Source organism: Mariniflexile sp. (assembly GCF_041583155.1).
In the GTDB taxonomy this organism is placed as follows: Bacteria; Bacteroidota; Bacteroidia; order Flavobacteriales; family Flavobacteriaceae; genus Mariniflexile.
In genome coordinates this window covers 33146-55087 of the sequence record NZ_JBFHGK010000016.1, presented here as the reverse complement: position 1 = coordinate 55087, position 21942 = coordinate 33146, and the positions used below count along the sequence as shown (strand labels likewise).

General features: G+C 31.6%; 24 protein-coding genes. 7 read left to right on the top strand and 17 right to left on the bottom strand.

Annotated features, from left to right (window positions below):
- Positions 1-48: 48 nt before the first annotated feature.
- The 11 genes from coaE to ABYI63_RS08030 form a co-directional block, all read right to left on the bottom strand.
- Positions 49-648, bottom strand: coding sequence for a dephospho-CoA kinase (gene coaE, locus ABYI63_RS08080; protein ID WP_372755294.1), 600 nt, complete (start codon positions 646-648; stop codon positions 49-51).
- The gene (locus ABYI63_RS08075) at positions 645-1604 is read right to left on the bottom strand and encodes a YbbR-like domain-containing protein (RefSeq protein ID WP_372755292.1); all 960 of its coding nucleotides are present in this window, start codon (positions 1602-1604) and stop codon (positions 645-647) included. Before ABYI63_RS08075 ends, coaE begins: the two co-directional genes overlap by 4 nt.
- Positions 1605-1610: 6 nt before the next feature.
- The gene (locus ABYI63_RS08070) at positions 1611-2612 is read right to left on the bottom strand and encodes a glycosyltransferase family 2 protein (protein ID WP_372755290.1); all 1002 of its coding nucleotides are present in this window, start codon (positions 2610-2612) and stop codon (positions 1611-1613) included.
- A 118-nt stretch (positions 2613-2730) separates the two neighbouring features.
- Entirely contained in the window at positions 2731-3549 is an 819-nt protein-coding gene (locus ABYI63_RS08065) for an enoyl-ACP reductase (RefSeq protein WP_372755288.1), read from the bottom strand.
- Between the two features lie 96 nt (positions 3550-3645).
- Positions 3646-5298 (bottom strand): DNA repair protein RecN, encoded by a 1653-nt coding sequence (recN, locus tag ABYI63_RS08060; protein WP_372755286.1) that lies wholly within the window; start codon positions 5296-5298, stop codon positions 3646-3648.
- Between the two features lie 43 nt (positions 5299-5341).
- The gene (locus ABYI63_RS08055; RefSeq protein ID WP_372755284.1) at positions 5342-6229 is read right to left on the bottom strand and encodes a DUF4835 family protein; all 888 of its coding nucleotides are present in this window, start codon (positions 6227-6229) and stop codon (positions 5342-5344) included.
- Positions 6222-7433, bottom strand: coding sequence for a bifunctional phosphopantothenoylcysteine decarboxylase/phosphopantothenate--cysteine ligase CoaBC (gene coaBC / locus ABYI63_RS08050; protein WP_372755282.1), 1212 nt, complete (start codon positions 7431-7433; stop codon positions 6222-6224). The genes ABYI63_RS08055 and coaBC overlap by 8 nt, the downstream gene beginning before the upstream one ends.
- Before the next feature lie 12 nt (positions 7434-7445).
- Complete coding sequence (locus tag ABYI63_RS08045; protein ID WP_132218790.1) at positions 7446-7772, bottom strand: DNA-directed RNA polymerase subunit omega; 327 nt, start codon at positions 7770-7772, stop codon at positions 7446-7448.
- Positions 7773-7784: 12 nt separating this feature from the next.
- Positions 7785-8612: an outer membrane protein assembly factor BamD gene (locus ABYI63_RS08040; protein ID WP_372755280.1), complete on the bottom strand. Its 828-nt coding sequence runs from the start codon at positions 8610-8612 to the stop codon at positions 7785-7787.
- 117 nt (positions 8613-8729) lie between these two features.
- Positions 8730-9608, bottom strand: coding sequence for a 4-hydroxy-tetrahydrodipicolinate synthase (gene dapA, locus ABYI63_RS08035; protein WP_372755278.1), 879 nt, complete (start codon positions 9606-9608; stop codon positions 8730-8732).
- On the bottom strand, positions 9601-10128 hold the full coding sequence (locus ABYI63_RS08030; protein ID WP_372755276.1) for a hypothetical protein: 528 nt from the start codon (positions 10126-10128) through the stop codon (positions 9601-9603). The genes dapA and ABYI63_RS08030 overlap by 8 nt, the downstream gene beginning before the upstream one ends.
- Before the next feature lie 58 nt (positions 10129-10186).
- Between ABYI63_RS08030 and ABYI63_RS08025 the strand changes: the two genes are divergently transcribed.
- On the top strand, positions 10187-10945 hold the full coding sequence (locus tag ABYI63_RS08025) for a 5'-nucleotidase C-terminal domain-containing protein (RefSeq protein ID WP_372755274.1): 759 nt from the start codon (positions 10187-10189) through the stop codon (positions 10943-10945).
- Between the two features lie 4 nt (positions 10946-10949).
- A complete protein-coding gene (locus tag ABYI63_RS08020; protein ID WP_372755272.1) occupies positions 10950-11867 on the top strand; it encodes a bifunctional UDP-sugar hydrolase/5'-nucleotidase in 918 nt (305 codons plus the stop codon).
- Here ABYI63_RS08020 and ABYI63_RS08015 read toward each other — a convergent pair.
- From ABYI63_RS08015 to ABYI63_RS07995, 5 genes are all read right to left on the bottom strand, one after another.
- Positions 11864-12661: a hypothetical protein gene (locus tag ABYI63_RS08015; protein WP_372755270.1), complete on the bottom strand. Its 798-nt coding sequence runs from the start codon at positions 12659-12661 to the stop codon at positions 11864-11866. The two genes, ABYI63_RS08020 and ABYI63_RS08015, sit on opposite strands and share 4 nt — an antisense overlap.
- 217 nt (positions 12662-12878) lie before the next feature.
- Positions 12879-13520, bottom strand: a complete 642-nt coding sequence (locus ABYI63_RS08010; protein ID WP_372755268.1) for a hypothetical protein — start codon at positions 13518-13520, stop codon at positions 12879-12881.
- A 162-nt stretch (positions 13521-13682) separates the two neighbouring features.
- Positions 13683-15677 carry an NAD-dependent DNA ligase LigA gene (gene ligA, locus ABYI63_RS08005; protein ID WP_372755266.1) on the bottom strand — a complete coding sequence of 665 codons (1995 nt, stop codon included), beginning with the start codon at positions 15675-15677 and terminating at the stop codon, positions 13683-13685.
- A 51-nt stretch (positions 15678-15728) separates the two neighbouring features.
- Positions 15729-16595 (bottom strand): peptide chain release factor N(5)-glutamine methyltransferase, encoded by an 867-nt coding sequence (gene prmC / locus ABYI63_RS08000; protein WP_372755264.1) that lies wholly within the window; start codon positions 16593-16595, stop codon positions 15729-15731.
- 54 nt (positions 16596-16649) lie between these two features.
- Positions 16650-17141, bottom strand: a complete 492-nt coding sequence (locus ABYI63_RS07995; RefSeq protein ID WP_372755262.1) for a GNAT family N-acetyltransferase — start codon at positions 17139-17141, stop codon at positions 16650-16652.
- Between the two features lie 54 nt (positions 17142-17195).
- Here ABYI63_RS07995 and ABYI63_RS07990 point away from each other — a divergent pair, with 54 nt between their 5' ends.
- The 4 genes from ABYI63_RS07990 to ABYI63_RS07975 are packed head-to-tail and all read left to right on the top strand — an operon-like array spanning position 17196 to position 19925.
- Positions 17196-17648 carry a hypothetical protein gene (locus ABYI63_RS07990; protein WP_372755260.1) on the top strand — a complete coding sequence of 151 codons (453 nt, stop codon included), beginning with the start codon at positions 17196-17198 and terminating at the stop codon, positions 17646-17648.
- A gap of 10 nt (positions 17649-17658) precedes the next feature.
- On the top strand, positions 17659-18711 hold the full coding sequence (gene ribD, locus ABYI63_RS07985) for a bifunctional diaminohydroxyphosphoribosylaminopyrimidine deaminase/5-amino-6-(5-phosphoribosylamino)uracil reductase RibD (protein ID WP_372755258.1): 1053 nt from the start codon (positions 17659-17661) through the stop codon (positions 18709-18711).
- Positions 18704-19324: an HAD family hydrolase gene (locus tag ABYI63_RS07980; protein ID WP_372755256.1), complete on the top strand. Its 621-nt coding sequence runs from the start codon at positions 18704-18706 to the stop codon at positions 19322-19324. The genes ribD and ABYI63_RS07980 overlap by 8 nt, the downstream gene beginning before the upstream one ends.
- Complete coding sequence (locus tag ABYI63_RS07975; RefSeq protein ID WP_372755254.1) at positions 19317-19925, top strand: YigZ family protein; 609 nt, start codon at positions 19317-19319, stop codon at positions 19923-19925. The genes ABYI63_RS07980 and ABYI63_RS07975 overlap by 8 nt, the downstream gene beginning before the upstream one ends.
- A gap of 1 nt (position 19926) precedes the next feature.
- Here ABYI63_RS07975 and ABYI63_RS07970 read toward each other — a convergent pair whose 3' ends face one another.
- A complete protein-coding gene (locus ABYI63_RS07970; RefSeq protein ID WP_372755252.1) occupies positions 19927-20325 on the bottom strand; it encodes an acyl-CoA thioesterase in 399 nt (132 codons plus the stop codon).
- Positions 20326-20509: 184 nt separating this feature from the next.
- Between ABYI63_RS07970 and dnaA the strand changes: the two genes are divergently transcribed.
- Positions 20510-21937 (top strand): chromosomal replication initiator protein DnaA, encoded by a 1428-nt coding sequence (gene dnaA / locus ABYI63_RS07965; RefSeq protein ID WP_372755250.1) that lies wholly within the window; start codon positions 20510-20512, stop codon positions 21935-21937.
- Positions 21938-21942: the final 5 nt, after the last annotated feature.

Sequence of the window (21942 nt, the reverse complement as noted above, 5' to 3'; positions counted from 1 at the left end):
TTTTAACATTTAGTGCTTATCCCTTTTAACCTTACATTAACAAAAATGTTAAAATTTTGATTTTTCAATGCACCTAAGAATTTCGTTATGAATTTTAAATACCTGATTTTTAGTATTTTCCATATCCACATTGGTTATTACGAAATTTGAGAGCTTTATTTTTTCGTCATCGGTCCATTGATTATTCATTATAGCCTCGATCTTTTCTTTTGTAGTATTATCTCGTTTCAATAATCGTGTTATCCTAAGATCTTTTGGCGCAGTAACTGTAATGGTATAATCGCATTCCTTGTAACCATCATTTTCAAATAAAATAGCGACTTCCTTAATAACATAAACTGAGTCTTGTTTTAATGCCCATTTTTTAAAATGATTAGCTACTTTGGGATGCACAATGGCGTTCATCTTTTGCAAATAACTTTTATCATTAAAAATAATATTTGCAATAAATGGCTTATTTAAATGATTATTAACATAAGCTTCACTTCCAAACAATTCAATAAGTTTTCGTTTAATAATCTTAGACTTAATCATCAGTTTTTTTGCCTCATCATCTGCAATATAAACAGGAATACCTAAAGCCAAAAATTGTTTTGCAACCGTAGTTTTACCACTACCTATGCCTCCTGTTAAACCGACTACAATCATTTTATAATTATAAATTCTATCCGTTGCTGATTAATTTTCACATTTTTAACCAAGTTAGGAAAAACATTTAATTCCGGTACCAAAAGCGACTGATTACTTATGGCTTTACTATAATCGCAAACAACTTCAAAATCTTTAGCACCTACCTTCTTATAGTCACTTAAGCTAACATAATAAGAAACATTTACCTCTTTTGGAAAGTATTTAAGACTAATGCCATCAGGTACGTTTATAATTTTAACTGGTACTTTTAAAGTACCTTCGGTAAACTTTTCAACGGTTGCTTTTAGAACAACGCTTTCGCTAGAAAAGGTTACATCTTTGTTTTTCTTGGGAAGTTTTAACTTGATAGTTTCAAAAATGTTTTTTCTAACTTCTTTTAATGTAACACGTTGGGTAAAAATAAGATTTATATTGGATACCAATGCTTTTGGACCTACAACCACCAACGAATCTGGCTCCAAAGTATAGGGGCTAGAAACATCAAACCCTGGAACAAATTGAATATCTTCATGTAATTTTATGGGTACCTTTTTAACCATATTGATACCATATCGGAACCCTATAGTTTCTGGTGTCATATTCAATAACTGAATTTTACTTCCAAATTGGGTGTTTTCTAAATAGTCCGTGGATTTACGCCAAACATACATAGAATCATTTTTTGATACATCCTTTTTAAAATCGACGATAATTTTTGGTCTAGAAAAGTAATATTTAAGCCATTTAAATCCATTAGTTTTTAAGGTAATGTTCAATGCCACCGAATCATTTAAAATAACATATTCTTGAGGCACATTAACCTTTTCAACACCAAACACAATGGTATTCGTATACTCTTTGGACAATTTGGTGAATAATAATATGATGAATGCCAATATTAAAAACAAAAAAAACACATTGATTTTTTTGTTTTTAAAGGATGCTAATATGTCTAGTTTAAGCTTTCTTAACATATACAATCATTTAAAAAATAAATTAGGAAAACATACTTCTGGTTTCTTTTTAAAAACCGCTATTGCTAAAGTAGATTTAAAAAAGCCATAACCATAACCTAAAAACTGAACACCAATAGCTATTAAAGCCAACATAGAAACCGTCAAATTTTTAGTTGTAAACAAGGCTATAAAAAATGCTGCTGTAAAATAAAAAACATAAAGCCATAAAAACAATTTGAAATTAAAAACAAGCATTATTAAAGCAAGTACTAAGCCTAAACAAAATACCGTTGGAAACCAGTAAGTTATTTTTTTTGTACTAGGATGCCAAGAGTTTAAAATAGGACGAACCATTCCAAATTTATGCACCTGATTATAAAATTTACTCCAAGATATTCTTCGTTTATGATATACAAAAGCCTCAGGGATTAAAACCGTTTTATAACCCAAATTCCAAAGTCTAATAGACAAATCAGGATCTTCTCCAGGGTGAATTTTCCCAAAACCACCAGAAGCCAAAAACGCTTCTTTAGACAAGCCCATATTAAAACTTCTAGGTTGAAACGTATCTACGCTTTTTTTATTGCCTCGAATGCCTCCGGTTGTAATAAAAGAAGTCATGGAAAAATTAATGGCTTTTTGCAAATTACTAAATGAGTGATGTGCCGCATCTGGTCCACCATAACAATCTACATAATTTTCATTTAAACTTTTTTCAACTTCATACAAATAGTTTTCGGGAAGAATACAATCTGAATCTAAAATGATAAAATAATTACCTTTTGCATGTCTCATTCCGAAATTTCTGGAATCACCCGGACCTGAATTTTCCTTAAAATAATAAGAAATATTGAGTTTCGTTTGGAATGGCACTATAACATCTTTAGAAGGTATTAATGAGCCATCCTCCACAATAACAATTTCATAAGTTGTTTCAGTTTTTAAACCTACGAAACTTTGTAAAAGTTCTTGTATTTCGTCGGGACGATTATAAACAGGAATAATGAATGAAAATTGTAAATGCATATCACAAATGTAACCAATCCTAATAAAAAAGCCACCTTAAAACAGGTGGCTATTTGCTTTATTTAAAAAAGGCATCGCAGCTTAATAAAAGCTGCAAATTCTAAAATAATTTAATTAATTATTGCTTTTCCATAAAGGCTTCCATAACAGCAGTACTAACGCCCATATTACTGAACCCACCATCGTGAAATAGGTTTTGTAAAGTAACACGTTTTGTTAAATCACTAAATAAGGTTACGGTATAATTTGCACAATCTAAAGCAGTTGCGTTTCCAAGTGGCGACATTTTATCAGCATAAGCAATAAAACCATCAAATCCTTTTACACCACTACCTGCAGTTGTAGGTGTTGGTGATTGAGAAATTGTGTTTACACGCACTTTTTTATCGCGACCAAAGAAATATCCAAAACTACGGGCTACGCTCTCTAAATATGCCTTATTATCTGCCATATCATTATAATCTGGAAACACGCGTTGTGCCGCCATATAACTTAATGCCACAATGCTACCCCACTCGTTCATAGCATCTTGCTTGTAAAGTGTTTGCATTACTTTATGAAAAGACATTGCAGAAACATCCGTTCCCTTTTGTGTCCATTCATAATTTTGATTTGTATAATGCTGTCCTTTCCTAACATTAATAGACATCCCAATAGAATGTAATACGAAATCAATTTTACCACCAAGAATTTCTACAGATTTTTTTACTAAATTCTCTAAATCTTCAATAGAAGTAGCGTCGGCAGGAATAATTTGAGACCCTGTTTTTTCAGCTAACTCATTAATTTGTCCCATTCTCATGGCAACTGGTGCATTAGTTAAAACAAATGTACCACCTTCTTCATGAACACGTTCTGCTGTTTTCCAAGCAATTGAATTTGAGTCTAATGCTCCAAAAATGATTCCTCTTTTTCCTTTCAGTAAATTATATGACATATTGAATATTATTTGGTTCTCTTTTAATAAGATGATTTATTTTTCCGGGCAAAAATACTAAACTTTTAATTTATAACTTGAAACTTTAAACTTTTTTCAATTTAGCAATTCTTTTGCATGTGCAATAGCCGAAGACGACATTTCTATTCCACCTAACATTTGAGCTATTTCCACTATGCGTTCGTCATGGTTTAACTTAACTAAATTCGTTTGTGTAACATCATTAACATCTTCTTTAAATACCTTAAAATGCGAATGCCCTTTGGCTGCAATTTGAGGTAAATGTGTGATAGAGAACACTTGCATAGACTTGCTCATTTCTAGCATAATATCTCCCATTTTATTTGAAATTTCACCAGAAACCCCTGTATCAATTTCATCAAACATGATGGTTGGTAATTGAATATACTTTGCTAAAATTGATTTTATGGCTAGCATAATTCTAGACAACTCCCCACCCGATGCAGCCTTTTTAAGATCGTTAAAATTACCACCTTTATTTGCGGAAAATAAAAAGGATAATTCGTCTGTTCCATTAGGTAAAAAATCAGAAATTTTAACAACTTCTATCTTAAATTGGGCATTTGGCATCCCTAAACTAGCCAAAATGGTTTCTAATTGCCGTTTTAATTCTGGAATTATTTTAGTTCTTTTCTGATGAATTTCACTTGAAATAATATTTAGAACTTTAGCTTTTGTATCAATTTCAGACTCTTTTTTCTGAATGGCATCATCTAAATTCTCTGTAAAAGAAACCTTTTCTTCCAATTCACCTTTAATGGTTAGCAATTCAGAAACAGTAGTTACAACGTGTTTTTGCATCAAATTATGAAGTAAACGTAACTTTGCATCAACTACTCCTAACCTATTAGGATCAGCCTCCAAGTTTTCCTGTAGCACATCCACTTCTGCATAAACATCGTCCATTTCAATCAAACTGCTATTAACGCGCGCATATAAGTCTTCATATTTAGAAGCGTAAGCAGTTAACTTTTGCAGAGTATTCTTTAAAGCGGTAAGTGTTGATAACACCCCTATTCCTTCTTCATTTAATAACTGATATGCTTCCGATAGTTTTTCCTTTATACCTTCAATATTATTAAGACTTTCGTATTCTTCTTCAAGCAATTCTAATTCACCGTCAATTAAATTAGCTTCAACCAATTCGTTCAACAAAAAGGCATTATAATCATGCTCTTTAATAGCCTCCGCTTGAAAATTTAAAAGTTCCTGAAGTTCCTTCTTTAAGATTTTATAGGCTTTTAACTCTGTTTTGTAAGTCTGAAGTTCCGTTTCATTATCTGCCAAAGCATCAATAATTTGAAACTGAAACTCATTGCTGGTAAGTTGCAAGGTTTCGTGTTGTGAATGCACATCAATTAAACGCTCTCCTAATAATTGCAAACTATTTAAGTTTACGGGAGAATCATTTACAAAAGCTCTTGACTTACCTGAAGGTAAAATTTCTCTACGAATAATGGTTTGTTCCTCGTAATCAAAATCTTCCGACTTAAAAAGTGCCTGTAATTTATAATTTGAAATATTAAAAACAGCTTCAATAACGCATTTTTGTGTGGTATCTTTTAAACTGCTTAAATCAGCACGTTTCCCAAGAATTAATGATAATCCTCCTAAAAGGATGGATTTACCCGCACCTGTTTCACCCGTTATTATAGAAAACCCGTCATTAAAATCTACTTGAAGATTATCAATTAAAGCGTAGTTTTTTATGGAAAGTGAGATTAACATTCAGTTTTAAAAGTTTAAGATTAAAAAGTAAAAAGCGACTAACTTAAAACTTAATATTTTGCCATTTGCTACTGTACATGGGGGCCACTTTTTGCAGAGTTTCTTTTACGCTAGCGATATTAACATTGGGACCACCACTAAAAATTTGTTCTATTTCATCAGCCTTAGCATCAAAAAAAGTTCTAAGCAAAAAGGAATTCGGTCTGCGTGTATTCATCGTTTGAAATTGCTTTAAGGAAGACGCAATTTGCTCTTTACCTTCCTTTGGATTACTGCTCATTACATCTAAACCTTTTCGGTGATATGTATACAACACATCTTTATATTCTTTAAAAGTAGGCGATAAAACGTTGTCAATTAATGCAAACTTGCTTTGCAAACCATCGGATAGTTTCCAGCCTTTATAATTATCTTGTTGTGAATAATTTACAATTGTTTGCGCCTGTTTAAAATAAACATCTCCACCACCTTCAGAAAAGGACTCCGCATCCAATCCTAAAATCATATAAACATGAAATGACAAAACAGATACTAAATTTGATTCGTATTGCGTTGGATTATAAATTAAATTTTGAAATTCTAAATATTGAAAATTAAAATCTTTATCGTTAAAATTATATATAGGTGTTGAAAAAGACGAACCAAATACCGGTCTTGATGATTGCACCTGAAGTGAGGCTTGAAAAGATTCACCATTGTAACTCACAATATTAACAAACATACTGCAATCAATCCGCTCCTGTGCAGCAAAGTTTTTGTTTGTCCATTTGGTATTGTTAACAAACTCTTTAAGTTGTTTTTCTAATGTTTTAAAAATCTGTAAATTTTCATCACCAGTTTGTTGGGCATTTACAACAACATTACAGTTTAACTCCTGCGAAAAGCCAACAAAACCAAAACTGAATATTAAAACTATTAGTAAATTACGCATTAATTTGTTCTAAAATTTTATTTAATAAATCGTTAGCTACAGCTTCTTTCGATTTTAATTGATATTCGGTAACCGTCTCATCGGCATCAATAAAAGTAACTTTATTTGTGTCGTTTTTAAAACCTGCTCCTTCATCATTTAACGAATTTAAAACAATTAAATTTAAATTCTTTCTTTTTAGTTTGTCTTTTGCGTTTTCAAGTTCATTATCTGTTTCTAAAGCAAAACCAACTAAAAACTGATTGGTTTTAATACCACCTAATGATGCTAAAATATCTTTTGTTTCGGTTAACTCTAGGATTAACGACGCATCTTTCTTTTTAATTTTTTGGGATGCAATTTCTTTTGGTGTAAAATCGGCTACAGCTGCTGAAAGAATGGCTATATCAACATCTTTAAAATACTTATGTGCTTCATTATACATATCTTCCGCACTAACAACCGGAATAACATCAATTAAACTATGGGAGATTTTTTGGTGTGTTGGCCCAGTTATCAAATACACTTGGGCTCCTAAATTTGCTGATGCCTTAGCAATCTCAAAACCCATTTTACCGCTAGAGTGATTCCCTATATATCGAACAGGATCTATAGCTTCATAAGTAGGACCTGCCGTGATAAGCATTTTTTTTCCTTTTAAAGGTAATTTATCTATAATGGCCTTTTCAATAAAAGCTACAATATCCTCTGGTTCAGCCATTCTGCCTTCTCCTACTAAACCACTAGCTAACTCACCGCTAGTTGCAGGAACCATGATATTTCCGTAACTATTTAAAGCTTCAAAAGATTTTAAAGTACTCGGGTGTATGTACATATCCAAATCCATTGCTGGTGCATAAAACACAGGACATCTGGCAGATAAATATGTAGCTAACAACAAGTTATCACAAACGCCATTTGCCATCTTAGACAATGTATTTGCGGTGGCTGGAGCTATAATAAATATATCTGCCCACATGCCTAAATCCACATGGCTATTCCAAACTGCAGTATCATCACCTTCATTTACAAAAGATGAATACACTGGATTTTTTGAAAGGGTTGATAAAGTTAAAGGTGTAATAAAATCTTTGGAAGAAGGCGTCATAATGACTTTTACATTGGCGCCCGACTTTATAAATAACCTAACTAAGGAAGCTGATTTATAAGCGGCAATACCACCACTAATTCCTAATAGTATGTTCTTGCCGCTTAATATTGACATTTTAAAAAAATTTTACTGATTATCTTCTTCAGTATTTCTAAAATATATTTTGTCTGTTAACCATTCTTGAACAGCTAAAGCATGAGGTTTTGGTAATTTTTCATAAAATTTAGAAACCTCTATTTGCTCTTTATTTTCAAAGATTTCTTCTAAACTATCATTATAAGTAGCAAATTCTTCTAATTTATCGATAAGTTCTTTTTTAATCTCTGTGTTAATCTGTTCAGCACGTCTTGCTATGATTGAAATTGACTCATAGATATTCTCTGTTGGTTCGTCAATTTGGTTTCTGTCGTACGTGATGGTATTAACAGGTGCATTGGTTTTCTTTAAATCCATTGTCGTTGTTATTTAACTTTTAGTGCTATATTTTTGTAATTCTTCGTCTAATATCGAAGACATTTGATTTACTTCTTCTAAGTGTTTAGAGTTAGCAAACGCTTTTTTAAACGCATTAGAAAACTCTTTAGCTTGTTCTAATCGTTCTTTTTTTAAGTGAACAAGGCCATTGATAGTGTTTTTATACTCTACACTATTTACGGCCAATTTATATGCTGAATCTAGTCTGTAATACAAGGCTTCCTCACGCAGTGTGGAACCTGGAAAATCGAACACAAAATTGTCAAATGACTTTACAGAGGCTGGATAATCGGAAATTGTATTGTATTGTTTACCTATTTCAAAAGCTTTCTTTTCTAACTTATAATCTAATTCCTTAACTAATTTATTAGCTTCTGAAAGGTATTCAGACTGTGGAAACATATTGATAAATTCTTGTAATTTCTCTATAGCTTCCCTTGTATCTTTTTGATCTTTACTATAAACTGGCGACAACATATAGTAGCTTTTAGCTCCTAAAAACGATGCCTCTTCTAATTTTTCACTTTTAGGGTAACTTGAAGCAAATCGTTCAAACTGATAACCTGCGGTATAATAATCATTCATTTTATAAAATGAGTGAGAATACAGATACATTAATTTTTCCGCTTGTGGCTTTCCTCTATAATTTGGTACAATTTGCGCAAACAATTTGTTAGCTTTTGCAAATTTACCCTCATTATATAATTCTTCTCCCATTTTAAACTTTGCCCCAATATCTTCAGATTTAAGAACTTTTTGATATTCGCTGCAAGAGCTTAAAATTGTGAAGGTTAGTAATATGTAAAGAAATTTGTTCATAGTTTTAAAACAGGATGCAAAATTAAGTTATTAATATGGATTTTAAAAATATTATTTTACCGCTAAAATAACGGCTTAAACACAGCAATTATAAGGTTTAAGTAATATTTAACAATACTAAAACTTATTTACAAATGATTTAATTTTCTCTTTTAGAGTAGTTGTTGCAGGAACTAGTGGCAAACGTACACTATCTCTACACAACCCTAATGCTTCAAAAACAGCTTTAATACCTGATGGATTATTTTCTTCAAAAATATAACCAATAACATCCATAAGTTTATAATGCAACTTATAAGCCTCTTTGGCGTCACCTTTCAATCCTAAACGAATCATTTCCGAAAACTCTTTTGGAAATGCTTGACCTATAACAGAAATAACGCCTGCTCCACCTGCTAAAACGATACCTAAAGCTAAATCGTCATCACCAGAAATGATTAAGAAATCTTCTGGCTTGTTTTTAATCAAATTGTAATATTGAGCAACATTATTACCTGCTTCCTTAACACCAATAATGTTTTTAAAATCATTGGCCAAACGTAATGTTGTTTCGGGCTCTATATTTCTAGAGGTACGCCCAGGAACATTATATAAAATAACGTCGATAGGAGACACTTCTGCTATTGCTTTGAAGTGCTGATAAATACCTTCTTGTGTAGGTTTACTATAATAAGGAGACACCGATAATATGGCATCGATATTACTTAAATCGGTAGTTTTAATTTCTTCAATAACGTTTGCTGTATTATTACCTCCAATACCTAAAACCATAGGAACACGCCCGTTATTTGCTTTAGCAATTGTTTCAATAACCTGCTTTTTTTCTTGTTTGGTAATGGTTACACTTTCTCCGGTGGTACCACAAACTACAAGATACTCTACGCCATTTTCAATATTGAAATTAACAATAGTTGATAAAGCATCATGATCTATACTTAAATCTGCTTTAAATGGTGTAACTAAAGCAACTCCAGTTCCTAGAAACTTACTATTCATTCTTAATTTTATTTAATATAGTTAAGTATTTAAAAATTTCAGTTTTAAATACATCAAATTCTTTTATAGTGGTTTTAATTATCAAATCGTTTAATCGTTCATCATCTTGTAAAATACCAATTTTAAATTGCGCTTTAGATTTAGCTGTAAGCAGTTTTAATTCAATAACTTCTGTTTCATAAAAGCTAATTAAAGCATCAAACTCGGTATCTAAAAACCTTTGCAATTCGCTGTTTTTTATAACACCTTTCCAACCAAAATCTATAGAACTATAACAAACATCCCAAGATTTAAGGGCTTCTTTTGGCTTACTAGAAAATGCAACAACCTTTAATTTATTTGGTTGTACTTTTAAAAACGATGCTAAAGCTCTGAACTCTTCAAAATCATTTATTTCATCTAGGTTAAAGATAATTCCTAAACTTTCAATTTTATTATTAGTAACATTTACATGTCGTTCTATTAATAATTTATTAATCTGTTTTTTAATAGATTTTTCTTTAAAACCCTTTAAAATCATTTACCTTTATCCTTTGCGCAAAGGTAACAAAACTACATTCAAAAAATCTATTAAAAATATGAGGTTTACATATTTAATTTATTTGTTATATATATTACTGTGTTTCAATTGTAAACAACCCAAAGACTATTTAACTAAAATTGAAGGAAAACAAATTCCTGTTAGCGATTCTCTATCAACCGATGCTGATATTGAGGCTTTCATTAAACCCTATAGAACGCATATTCAAAAAGATTTAGATAGCATTTTAGCCTATGCTCCTATGACGTATTCAAAATCTGATGGAGATTTTAACACTTCTATTGGAAATTTTATTGCCGACGCCATTTATGACGAAGCAAACCCTATTTTTAAAAGTAGAACAGGCAAAAATATTGACCTAGTATTATTAAATCATGGTGGTATTCGTTCCATAATTTCAAAAGGAAATATAACAACAAGAACAGCATTTGAATTAATGCCTTTTGAAAATAGTATTGTTGTTGCTGCCCTTAAAGGGAACCAAGTTGATAGCTTAGTTCATTATTTAACTGTTTCGCGAAAGGCACATCCTATTTCTAAACTCAAACTTTCAATCGACAAAGATTATAAAGTTATTGAAGCTTCCGTTAGCGGTAGAAAAATTGAGTCTGGAAAAACATACTATGTAGCCACCAACGATTACTTATACAATGGTGGTGATGGCATGTCATTTTTTAAGAAAACCGACAGTCTTTATGTTTTAGATTACAAAATTCGACAAGCCTTAATAGATAACTTTAAGAAAATAGACACCATCAAAGCTTTTATAGACGATAGATTTATTCAATTAAAATAAACTCATGAAACGTAGAGAATTTATTCAGCAGGCATCTGCAACTGCAGCCTTGGTAAGTATAGGTGGTATTGGGCTACAATCATTTGCCAGTGCACCAAGAACAACTAAAATAACCATTCTTCATACTAATGATGTACATAGTCATATAGACCCATTTGGACCTGAAGATGGCAGAAATGCTAACATGGGAGGCATTGCCAGAAGATCTGTTTTAATCGAAGACATTAGAAAAGAAAACCCAAACACCCTTTTGCTGGATGCTGGTGATATTTTTCAGGGTACTCCATACTTTAACTACTATGGTGGCGAACTCGAGTTTAAACTGATGAGTAAACTTAAATATGATGCAGCAACCATTGGTAACCATGATTTTGACAATGGGATAGATGGTTTATACGCCCAACTTCCACATGCTCAATTTCAGTTCATCTCATCAAATTACGATTTTTCAAATACCATAATGAACACTCATGTGAAACCTTATAAAATTTTCGTAAAAGAGAATATTAAAATTGGGGTATTTGGTTTAGGAATAGAGCTTAACGGGCTGGTAAATGCTGATATGTTTAAAGAAACTAAATATTTAGATCCTATTGAGATTACACAAGATATGACACGTATTCTAAAAACTGAAGAAAAATGCGATCTTATAATTTGTTTATCTCATTTAGGATATGATTACAAAACAGAAAGCAACAAAATTAGCGATTTAAAACTAGCTGCCGCCACCAAGGATATCGACCTAATTATTGGAGGCCATACCCATACGTTTCTAAAAAAACCTTCTATCGTAAAAAATAGTGACGGTAAAAATATGTTAGTAAATCAAGTGGGATGTTACGGTATAAATCTTGGAAAAATAGACTTCTATTTTGATGCTGATAAAAATAAATCTGCCAACGGCACTTCTATTATTGTTTAAGACAATACCGCATCGGATGAATACCTATTGTTTTGGTTTAGCCTAAACTGTTTTGGTGTTCTGGTTAATCCCAAGTCCATTACATAGCTAAACATTACAAAAAGCGCTATTGCGTAAAGTAATTTATGCAATAATTCAAAACTCCAATCATATAAGTAATATAAGTTTACATAATTAAGTATACTTGACAACCCAAAAAAGATTATTGAAGTTAAAAATAATGCAGACTGTTTAGACTGCGTGCTTAAATACACTGTAAAAGACACAAATCCCAATATAATAAGCACTAAACTTTTTACCCCAAATAACAAGACTTCATTGGAGTTAGGCACAACTGCTTGTAAAAGCCCATATATTACAAAAAGAAAATAAAGTGTAATAGATAGCACAATTAGTAAATAGGCCGTAATTACTAAATTAGGTTTTATCAATTTTAATTTTGGAACTACCATAACAAGCAAACAAATATAACTGGCTGCATAAAGTATGCTGGATATTTCAATAATATGTTCCTCATATAAAAACATGGTAGTAATATCTCCTAAAAACGAAAACAATAAAAAGGAAATAAAGACAATGCCCAATGTATTACGCTTCATAAAAAAGAAAATTAAAAAGACAGGAATAAAAAGGGGCATTACTGATTTCATAAAAAATGAATCCTCTAAAAAAACAGCAATAACATTGATGGCTATTAATAAAATTAAAGCACCTAGAAATGCTTTATCATAGGCAAATTTATACAGGCTTTCCATAATAGTTGTAATAAGTAGGTCATCAAATATAGTTAACAAAAACCATTTTAACGTTATTATATGTCTTTTTATCGATAAAAAACATGTTTGCATGCGTTTTATCGAATACTAAAGCCCAAAAACGCACTTTTTTTTTAAAACAAGAGATAATCAGTTTTTATAAATAATATCCATTTATAATTAATAGAAGACTATTAGCCCTACAAACAATTATTTATGCCATACGAAAAAGATTCGTGGTTTATAAATAAATCAATTAGTCAAAAAGAGTTGATGTTCTTTTCTTTCCTCCAATATTGGATAATACAGCTTGTTTAAAAAAGAAATAACAGGAGAGCCCAAATAATGTAGTAGATATTACATTTAGTAAGTTTCTTTCCGCTATATAAGTATAAGCAATCCATAAAACCTCTCCAAAAACTATAAATAACGAAGCCAAAAACAAGTAAAAAGATTTTACATTGTCGTGATAAAAATAATTCAATAAGGACATTGATAACAACAGCAAAATTAAAACATTATATATCAATTCAATATAGAAAACTGAACCTTTCTGATAATGTGGTCCAACAATAACTTGTAATACGTAAATTATATAAATATTTAAGACAGCTAAAACGAATAGATGTAACTTATAATTTTTTAAAATGTGAGGGAAAGATATTGATCTACCTATTTCGATGATTAATGAAGCATAAGCTAAAATATATAAAACATTGCCTATATCGTAATTTAATTTACCAGGTAAAAAGTTTTCTATCAGGACTAACAAATCTGAAACAGAAAATAACACCAAAAAAAATGTAAAAAACAGAGATTTTCGCTTAACAGACAAACAGTATAATAAAGTAACAGTAGGTAAAATTATAGATTTAAAAACTGTAGCCGTTTCAGGCATTTCACTAAACTGAAAAACAACAGTTATAATATAAAGTAAGGACGCTAAAACTACCAAGATTTGAGACTTGTACATAACAGCAATTTATGATTAAAAACCAAATATAACAAAAATAAGCAATTAAACGAATAAAATTTACATTTTATCGATAAAATACAATGATTACCCTATTATTTGTAAGAATTCAAATTCATTATATATACGAATTCCTAAACTTTCAGCTTTCTTCTTTTTACTAGGTCCCATAGCATCTCCCGCAACGATAAAACTAGTTTTGGAGGATATAGAACTACTTACCTTACCGCCATTATCTTCTATAAGTTTTTTTAGTTCATCGCGAGTTAGTGTTTCAAAAACACCTGAAACAACAATGCTTTGCCCTTTTAACAGCTCTGTTTGGCCAACAAGTTGTTCTGCTGAAATTTCCATTTGAACTCCAAACACCTTCAACCGGTTGATGATAAGCCTGTTTTCTTCCGATGAAAAAAATGCACGTACACTTTCTGCTATTTTAATTCCAATTTCATCCACATTAACTAATTCTTGTTCGGAAGCCTCAGAAATAGCATCAATACTTTTATAATGCTTAGCCAATTTTTTTGCTACCGTTTCTCCTACATAACGAATTCCCAAAGCGTATAACACCCGTTCAAATGGAATGTTTTTAGATAGCTCTATGCCTTGAACTAAGTTATCGGCACTTTTTTCAGCCATCCGTTCCAATGGAATAACTTGTTCTTTCGTTAATTCGTATAAATCAGAATAATTAGAAATTAATCCTTCATTAACCAAAAGAGCCACAGTTTCACCACCTAAACCCTCAATATCCATGGCTTTCCTAGATATAAAATGTTGAATACGCCCTATAATTTGTGGTTTACACCCATTGTAATTTGGACAATAATGTTGAGCCTCCCCTTCTTGACGCACCAATTCAGTTTTACATTCTGGACAATGCGTTATGTATTTAGTTGGTTGTGAATTTACTGGCCGCTTACTTAAATCAACTCCTAAAATTTTCGGAATAATTTCTCCGCCTTTTTCCACATAAACTTCGTCTTCAACTCTAATATCTAGTTTTTCAATTTGATCTGCGTTATGTAATGAGGCACGTTTAACAGTGGTTCCCGCTAATTCAACAGGCTCTAAATTAGCCACGGGAGTAATGGCTCCAGTACGCCCAACTTGGTAAGTTATACTATTTAATTTAGTAGAAACTTGTTCTGCTTTAAACTTATACGCCATAGCCCAACGAGGTGCTTTAGCTGTATAACCTAACTCTTCTTGTTGTTGCAAACTATTTACTTTAATTACAACACCATCGGTTTCATATGGCAGATCATGACGATGAATATTCCAATAGTCTATAAATTCCAAAACCTCATCAATAGAATAAGCCAATTTTGCAGCCTTCGGTACTTTAAACCCCCATTGTCTGGCTTTTTCTAAACTTTCAAATTGCGAATTAACACCCAGATTTGACCCTGTTAAATTGTACAATAAACATTCTAAAGGACGTTTAGCTACTTCTGCACTATCTTGTAATTTTAAACTTCCAGAAGCTGTGTTTCTGGGATTTCTATAGGGCTCTTCACCAATTTCAATCCGTTCCTCGTTCATTTTAATAAAACCTTCAAAAGGTAAAACAATTTCTCCTCGAATATCAAATTTTTCAGGAAAATCACCCTTCAACTGTAAAGGCACCGACTTAATAGTTTTTACATTAGCTGTAACATTGTCTCCCTGAAATCCATCACCTCTGGTTACAGCTTTTACAAGTTTTCCGGCTTCGTAAGTTAAACTTATGGACGCTCCATCATATTTTAATTCGCAGGTATATTGTACATCGGCATCAATTATTTTTTTGATACGAACTTCCCAGTCTTGTAAATCTTCTTTAGAATATGAATTATCCAACGAGTACATACGATACTCATGCGGAATGGTTTCAAAATTTTTAGTAACCTCTCCTCCCACACGTTGCGTTGGTGAATTTGCATCAAAAAACTCGGGATGCTGTGCCTCTAACTGTTGAAGTTCTTTAAGTTTTAAATCGAAATCATAATCCGAAATAGTAGCATTATCCAATACATAATAATTGTAATTATGTTGATTTAATTCCTCCCTTAAATTTTGTATTTGTTGCTGTATTGTCATATTTAAACTACTAATTCTCTTTTTTTTATCGCTGACCTCCTTTGAAATTCGCTAATCGTTAATTTTCACTCCTTTTATCATTCTATCTTTTTTGAAAAAATCTTTTTTCAATTCAATATCTTTAAATTGATTAGCTTCTAACAACTGAATCATATCTTCACCAAGATACTCATTGATTTCAAAAAAGAGCATACCCTTTTCAATTAACTTATTAACAGCAAATTGCGCAATGGCCTTATAAAATATCAAAGGGTTATTATCATCCACAAACAAAGCCAAATGCGGCTCATTATCTAAAACATTAGGCTTCATTAATTCTTTTTCAAGTTCTCGAACATATGGAGGATTGGAAACAATAATATCGAAATTTAAGTTATTAATAATTGTTTGCAAATTTTGAATTTCCAAAATATTCGCTTGAAAAAAGCTTACTTTCACATCATTAGAATCGGCATTCTGTTTGGCTATTTTTAAAGCTTCAGCACTAACATCTAAAGCATACACTTTTGCATTTGGTATCTTTTTGGCTAGGGAAATTGCTATACAACCACTTCCCGTTCCTATATCCAAAATTTTCAATTCTGTTTTCTGATTTCTGAATTCAGAAATTATCCATGCAACCAACTCTTCGGTTTCTGGTCTTGGTATTAGGGTGTTTTCATTTACTTTAAATGATAATCCGAAAAAATCCGTTTCCCCTAAGATGTATTGTATAGGTTGTTGTTGTTTTAAAGAATCTAAAGCTGCTAAAATTGGGTCATAATTATTAATCGTCAATTGGGGTTCCATGGCGAGTTTTAACCTCGTCACTTTAAAATAGGCTTCAGTAAGTAAAAAAAAGAAGCTATCCACCTCCTCTTTGTCATATAAAGCATCTAATTCTTTATGAAACCGATATTGTACTTCCTTTAAATTCAAATTGTTTATAAATTAATTAGTGCTTTTGCTACACTGTACTAGCTAGGTATGAGATTACAAATCCTTAATCATCCAAATTCCACATGAATAATGTCCCGTATTACCTAAAGCACCACCTAAATGTTTAAACCCATAACTTTCATAAATATGAATTGCTGCTTTTAATTGTGGTGCCGACTCCAAATAACATTGTTTATAACCTAAGTCTTTTGCCGCTTTTAAACAAGCCTCAAAAACCTTTCTACCATAGCCTTTACTACGTATTTTAGGCGAAAAATACATTTTTTGTATCTCGCAAACTTCTGTTTCAAAACCCTTTAAAGGTTTCACTCCGCCGCCACCTAAAACTTTACCGTTAACATCAATTACATAATACACGTCATTATCATTCTGATAAGATTCGTACATCCTTGGTGTTTCTTCATCTGAATATGCCGTACCTTCAAGTGGAATATTAAATTCATGAAAACACGCTCTGATAATCTGTTCCAATTCCGCATTGTCATTTGGCTCAATTTCTCGAATAACTGTAGTATCTTTACTCACTTTTAAATGCTAATTTTGAGCCAGTGAAGATACATGAATTCTAAAAAAGCAAGCATGAAACGCCTGATAATCTTATCAACAATACTACTTACATTTTTCAACTGTTCTGTTAATGAAAAACCAGAGTTTATTGGTATTGATAATATAAAAGTATCGGAATCAACCTCAGAATACGTTGTATTAACAGCCAATGCTATTTTTAAAAACCCCAATATTATAAGCGGAGAAATACAGGTAAATACTATTAAGGTTCTGATAAATAATAGCGAAGTAGCTTCGGTTTCCTCTGAAAATTATCAAGTTCCAGCAAAAAAAGAGTTTTCCATACCACTAAACGCAAACATCCCTATTGAAAAGGTTTTTGGTAACGAAAACTTAAGCGTTTTAATTAGCAGTTTGCTTACTAAAAAAATGAAAGTACATTATAAAGGTGTTATAAAATATAAGGTTTTAGGTTTTTCTCACACTTATGATGTAGACAAAACTGAAGACATAAAATTACAATAAACATTCTCTTGTGAATAATCACGAAACATTTATAAAATATTGCATTAACATTGCTAAAAATGGCTTGGGCAGCACAAGACCAAACCCCATGGTTGGAAGTGTTATTGTGCATAATGGCCTGATAATTGGCGAAGGTTTTACGAGTCCTTATGGAGGCAATCATGCTGAAGTAAATGCCATAAATTCGGTAAAAGATAAATCAGTTTTGAAAGAATCTACAATTTATGTAACGCTAGAACCTTGTTCCCATTTTGGAAAAACCCCTCCTTGTAGTGACCTAATTATTAAACATCAAATACCAAATGTAGTGATAGGCTGTATAGATGACAATAGTTTGGTTGCAGGTAAAGGTGTTGCAAAACTTAAACTTGCTGGTTGCCAAGTAATTGTTGGGGTTTTAGAAAAAGAGTGTAAAGAGCACCATAAACGCTTTTTTACGTTTCACAATAAAAAAAGGCCTTATATTATTTTAAAATGGGCCAAATCAACAGATGGTTATATTGCTCCAGAAACAAAAAATGAACAAAAACCAGTTTGGATTACCAATGAGTTTTCCAGACAATTAGTACACAAATGGCGATCTGAAGAACAAGCCATTTTAGTTGGTACTAATACTGTGTTACAAGATAATCCAAGTTTAACGGTTAGAGATTGGACAGGTAATAACCCAATAAGAATTGTACTGGATAAAGATGATAAATTAACGAAAGAACTTGCCGTTTTTAATAATGAAGCTGAAACCATAACAATTGGCTCCATCAACCAAAAACCCCAATCCATAATTCACAACAACAATTTAGAGTTAATTAATTGGGATCAAAAAACAAGGGTCGCACAGCAAATATGCGATATACTTTTCAATCGTCAAATCAATTCCGTTATCATTGAAGGAGGCGCAAAAACACTTCAACAATTCATTGATGAAAATCTTTGGGATGAAGCAAGGGTTTTTACAGGTAACATTCAGTTTAAAACAGGTGTAAAAGCACCACACTTTTCAGGAACCTTAATTTCTGAAGAAAAAGTAATTACAGATATACTTAAAATTTACAATAATGATTAAAACCATCATTTTCGATTTTGGCAATATTTTTATCAACTTAGATATTGAAGGCGCCATAAAACACACCTTTAAAGTCTTAGAAATTGACAACTTTTCGGAAGAAATGCTAGCCTTTCACAACTTGTACGAACAAGGATTAATTTCAACAGAAGAATTTATTGAATTTTATTCAGAGAACTTTCCAAAACTTTCAACGGAAGAATTAATTTCCATTTGGAATTATATGTTAAAAGATTTTCCAGAATACCGATTGGAATTTATTCAACAGCTGAAGAAAGACGGTAAATACAAACTCATCCTTTTAAGCAACACCAACGAACTTCATATAAATTGGATTAAAGAACACGTACCCTTTTATGAAGCTTTTAAAAAATCCTTTGATGCCTTTTATTTATCACACGAAATTAATTTGAGAAAACCTGATAACCAAATATTTGAATTTGTCTTAACGCAAAATAACTTAAAAGCAGCAGATTGTTTATTTATTGACGATAATGAATTTAACTGTAAAACCTCAAAGGCATTAGGCATTAACACATGGCACTTAAACCCTGAAACCGAAGATGTAGTAGATTTATTTAAAATTAAAAACAAATTGTTTAAGTTTGAGTGAAAAAGACACATACAAAACCATTGCAACACCAACTGAGAGCATTCTTTTTAAAGAAAAAAACAGCAAATTTTTCGGATATGCTTTTCCCGTATTTGATGAAGACTCTGTAAAAACTCATATAGAAGCTTTAAAAAAAGAACATCATTCAGCAAGACATTGGTGTTATGCTTACCAATTAGGAACCGAAACCATTACATATCGAGCAAATGATGATGGCGAACCCAATAATTCTGCTGGATTGCCAATTTACGGACAAATACAATCGTTTGAAGTAACTAACATCCTAATTGTAGTTGTTCGCTATTTTGGAGGTGTTAAGTTAGGTGTGGGCGGATTAATAAGTGCCTACAAAACCACTGCGCAATTAACTTTAGAAGCTTCAAAAATTGTTGAAAAAACTATTAATATTAACTTTTGCATCACCTTTGATTATAAAAACATGAATACTGTGATGCGTATCATTAAGGAAAGAAATTTAGAGGTTGTAAATCAAATATTGGAGCTAGATTGTAATATTTTTATTTCAGTTAGAAAAAAGGATGCGGAATCCGTTTTTGAGACCTTTCATCGACTTTTTGAAATTGAAATTAAAGAAATTTAGATTAATTATTAATAGCATCTAAAACATACTGCGGCGCCCTCATTGGACGGTTCGTTTTCATATCAATAAACACTAAAGTAGTACTCGCTAATGTTAATATCTCACCCTTCTGATTGGTAATTTCATACTCAAATTCAATCTTTGCTGTAGGGGTGTTTTTTAGTTGTGTTTTTACATTAATTACATCGTCATAAACCGCTGATTTTTTATAGTTTATGTTCAAAGAAATAACTGGTAACATTACTCCATTTTCTTCCATATTTTTATAAGAAATCCCGAACTTTCTAAGCCATTCAATTCTTCCCATTTCCAGATATAATGCGTAATTTCCGTGATAAACAACACCCATTTGGTCCGTTTCTCCATATCTCACTCTTATTTGTATTTCATCGATTTTCATAAGGTTTATTAAATATTTTTTTGTAGTTTCGAGAAAGGGTAAACATGGGTAAAAAATTCTAAAAAATCAACATTAAATGATTTTTTTTTTAAGAATTTTGTTCACATATTTGCCAAACGAAAAAAGGGGTTAATTTTATTAATTTTCTTTCACAAACCTAACAAACAAAACCTAAAAAATAATAATGAGTGTAACTGCGCAAACGGTATGGAATAATTGTCTTGAATTCATAAAAGATAATATACAACCGCAAGCTTATAAAACTTGGTTTGAACCAATTCAGGCAGTTAAACTTACTGATAACGCTTTGAGCATTCAAGTACCTAGTAAATTTTTCTACGAATGGCTAGAAGAACACTATGTAAAAATACTTAAAGTTTCTCTAACTAAAGAATTGGGGGAAAAAGCCAAACTTGTTTACATTATCAAAATGGAAAACACGTATGGTAACAAACAACCGTTTACCGAGAAAATTCCTAGCTCTAACAGGAGCGCAATGAAATCTCAGGAAGTTGACGTGCCTTTGAACAATAAAAATCCAGAATTACGAAATCCGTTTGTTATTCCTGGGATTAGAAATGTAAAAATTGAGTCGCAACTTAACCCTAATTATAGCTTTGAAAACTTTTTAGAAGGAGATTCTAACCGCTTAGCTAGAAGTGCTGGATTAGCAGTGGCTTCAAAGCCAGGAGGAACCTCTTTTAATCCGTTATTAATTTTTGGTGGTGTTGGTTTAGGAAAAACCCATTTAGCACATGCTATTGGAGTTGATATAAAAGACAAATACCCAGAAAAAACGGTTCTATATATTTCTGCTGAAAAATTTACACAACAGTATATAGATTCTGTTAAGAAAAACAACAGAAATGATTTTATTCATTTCTATCAAATTATTGATGTTTTAATTATTGACGATGTTCAATTCTTATCTGGTAAAACAGGTACTCAAGATGTATTTTTCCACATTTTCAATCACCTACACCAAAATGGAAAACAGGTTATTTTAACAAGTGATAAAGCACCTGTTGATATGCAAGATATTGAACAACGTTTACTATCTCGTTTTAAATGGGGATTATCTGCTGAATTGCAAACTCCAGATTTTGAAACACGTGTTTCCATATTGAAAAATAAATTATATCGCGACGGTGTTGATATGCCTGATGATATTATTGAATACGTTGCAAAAAACATCAAAAGCAATGTGCGTGAATTGGAAGGCGCCATTATTTCGTTAATAGCACAATCTTCTTTCAATAAGAAAGAAATCACTATTGATTTAGCGCGTGTTATAGTTGAAAAATTCGTTAAAAACACCAAACGGGAAGTTTCTATCGATTATATTCAAAAAGTCGTTTCAGATTATTTCCAAATGGATGTTGACACGTTACAATCAAAAACCAGAAAGCGCCACATTGTACAAGCTAGACAATTAGCTATGTTTTTCGCTAAAAAATTCACAAAAGCATCATTAGCAAGTATCGGTTCTCAAATAGGGAAACGTGATCACGCAACTGTATTGCACGCATGCAAAACTGTAGATAATTTAACTTCAACAGACAAACAATTTAAAAAATACGTTGAAGATATTACTAAAAAACTTTCAGTCTAAATTCA

What these genes read in the sequence shown, in the direction of transcription:
- coaE (WP_372755294.1), bottom strand. Translation starts at nt 648, where the DNA reads ATGATTGTAGTCGGTTTAACAGGAGGCATAGGTAGTGGTAAAACTACG.
- ABYI63_RS08075 (WP_372755292.1), bottom strand. Translation starts at nt 1,604, where the DNA reads ATGTTAAGAAAGCTTAAACTAGACATATTAGCATCCTTTAAAAACAAA.
- ABYI63_RS08070 (WP_372755290.1), bottom strand. Translation starts at nt 2,612, where the DNA reads ATGCATTTACAATTTTCATTCATTATTCCTGTTTATAATCGTCCCGAC.
- ABYI63_RS08065 (WP_372755288.1), bottom strand. Translation starts at nt 3,549, where the DNA reads ATGTCATATAATTTACTGAAAGGAAAAAGAGGAATCATTTTTGGAGCA.
- recN (WP_372755286.1), bottom strand. Translation starts at nt 5,298, where the DNA reads ATGTTAATCTCACTTTCCATAAAAAACTACGCTTTAATTGATAATCTT.
- ABYI63_RS08055 (WP_372755284.1), bottom strand. Translation starts at nt 6,229, where the DNA reads ATGCGTAATTTACTAATAGTTTTAATATTCAGTTTTGGTTTTGTTGGC.
- coaBC (WP_372755282.1), bottom strand. Translation starts at nt 7,433, where the DNA reads ATGTCAATATTAAGCGGCAAGAACATACTATTAGGAATTAGTGGTGGT.
- ABYI63_RS08045 (WP_132218790.1), bottom strand. Translation starts at nt 7,772, where the DNA reads ATGGATTTAAAGAAAACCAATGCACCTGTTAATACCATCACGTACGAC.
- ABYI63_RS08040 (WP_372755280.1), bottom strand. Translation starts at nt 8,612, where the DNA reads ATGAACAAATTTCTTTACATATTACTAACCTTCACAATTTTAAGCTCT.
- dapA (WP_372755278.1), bottom strand. Translation starts at nt 9,608, where the DNA reads ATGAATAGTAAGTTTCTAGGAACTGGAGTTGCTTTAGTTACACCATTT.
- ABYI63_RS08030 (WP_372755276.1), bottom strand. Translation starts at nt 10,128, where the DNA reads ATGATTTTAAAGGGTTTTAAAGAAAAATCTATTAAAAAACAGATTAAT.
- ABYI63_RS08025 (WP_372755274.1), top strand. Translation starts at nt 10,187, where the DNA reads ATGAGGTTTACATATTTAATTTATTTGTTATATATATTACTGTGTTTC.
- ABYI63_RS08020 (WP_372755272.1), top strand. Translation starts at nt 10,950, where the DNA reads ATGAAACGTAGAGAATTTATTCAGCAGGCATCTGCAACTGCAGCCTTG.
- ABYI63_RS08010 (WP_372755268.1), bottom strand. Translation starts at nt 13,520, where the DNA reads ATGCCTGAAACGGCTACAGTTTTTAAATCTATAATTTTACCTACTGTT.
- ligA (WP_372755266.1), bottom strand. Translation starts at nt 15,677, where the DNA reads ATGACAATACAGCAACAAATACAAAATTTAAGGGAGGAATTAAATCAA.
- ABYI63_RS07990 (WP_372755260.1), top strand. Translation starts at nt 17,196, where the DNA reads ATGAAACGCCTGATAATCTTATCAACAATACTACTTACATTTTTCAAC.
- ABYI63_RS07980 (WP_372755256.1), top strand. Translation starts at nt 18,704, where the DNA reads ATGATTAAAACCATCATTTTCGATTTTGGCAATATTTTTATCAACTTA.
- ABYI63_RS07970 (WP_372755252.1), bottom strand. Translation starts at nt 20,325, where the DNA reads ATGAAAATCGATGAAATACAAATAAGAGTGAGATATGGAGAAACGGAC.
- dnaA (WP_372755250.1), top strand. Translation starts at nt 20,510, where the DNA reads ATGAGTGTAACTGCGCAAACGGTATGGAATAATTGTCTTGAATTCATA.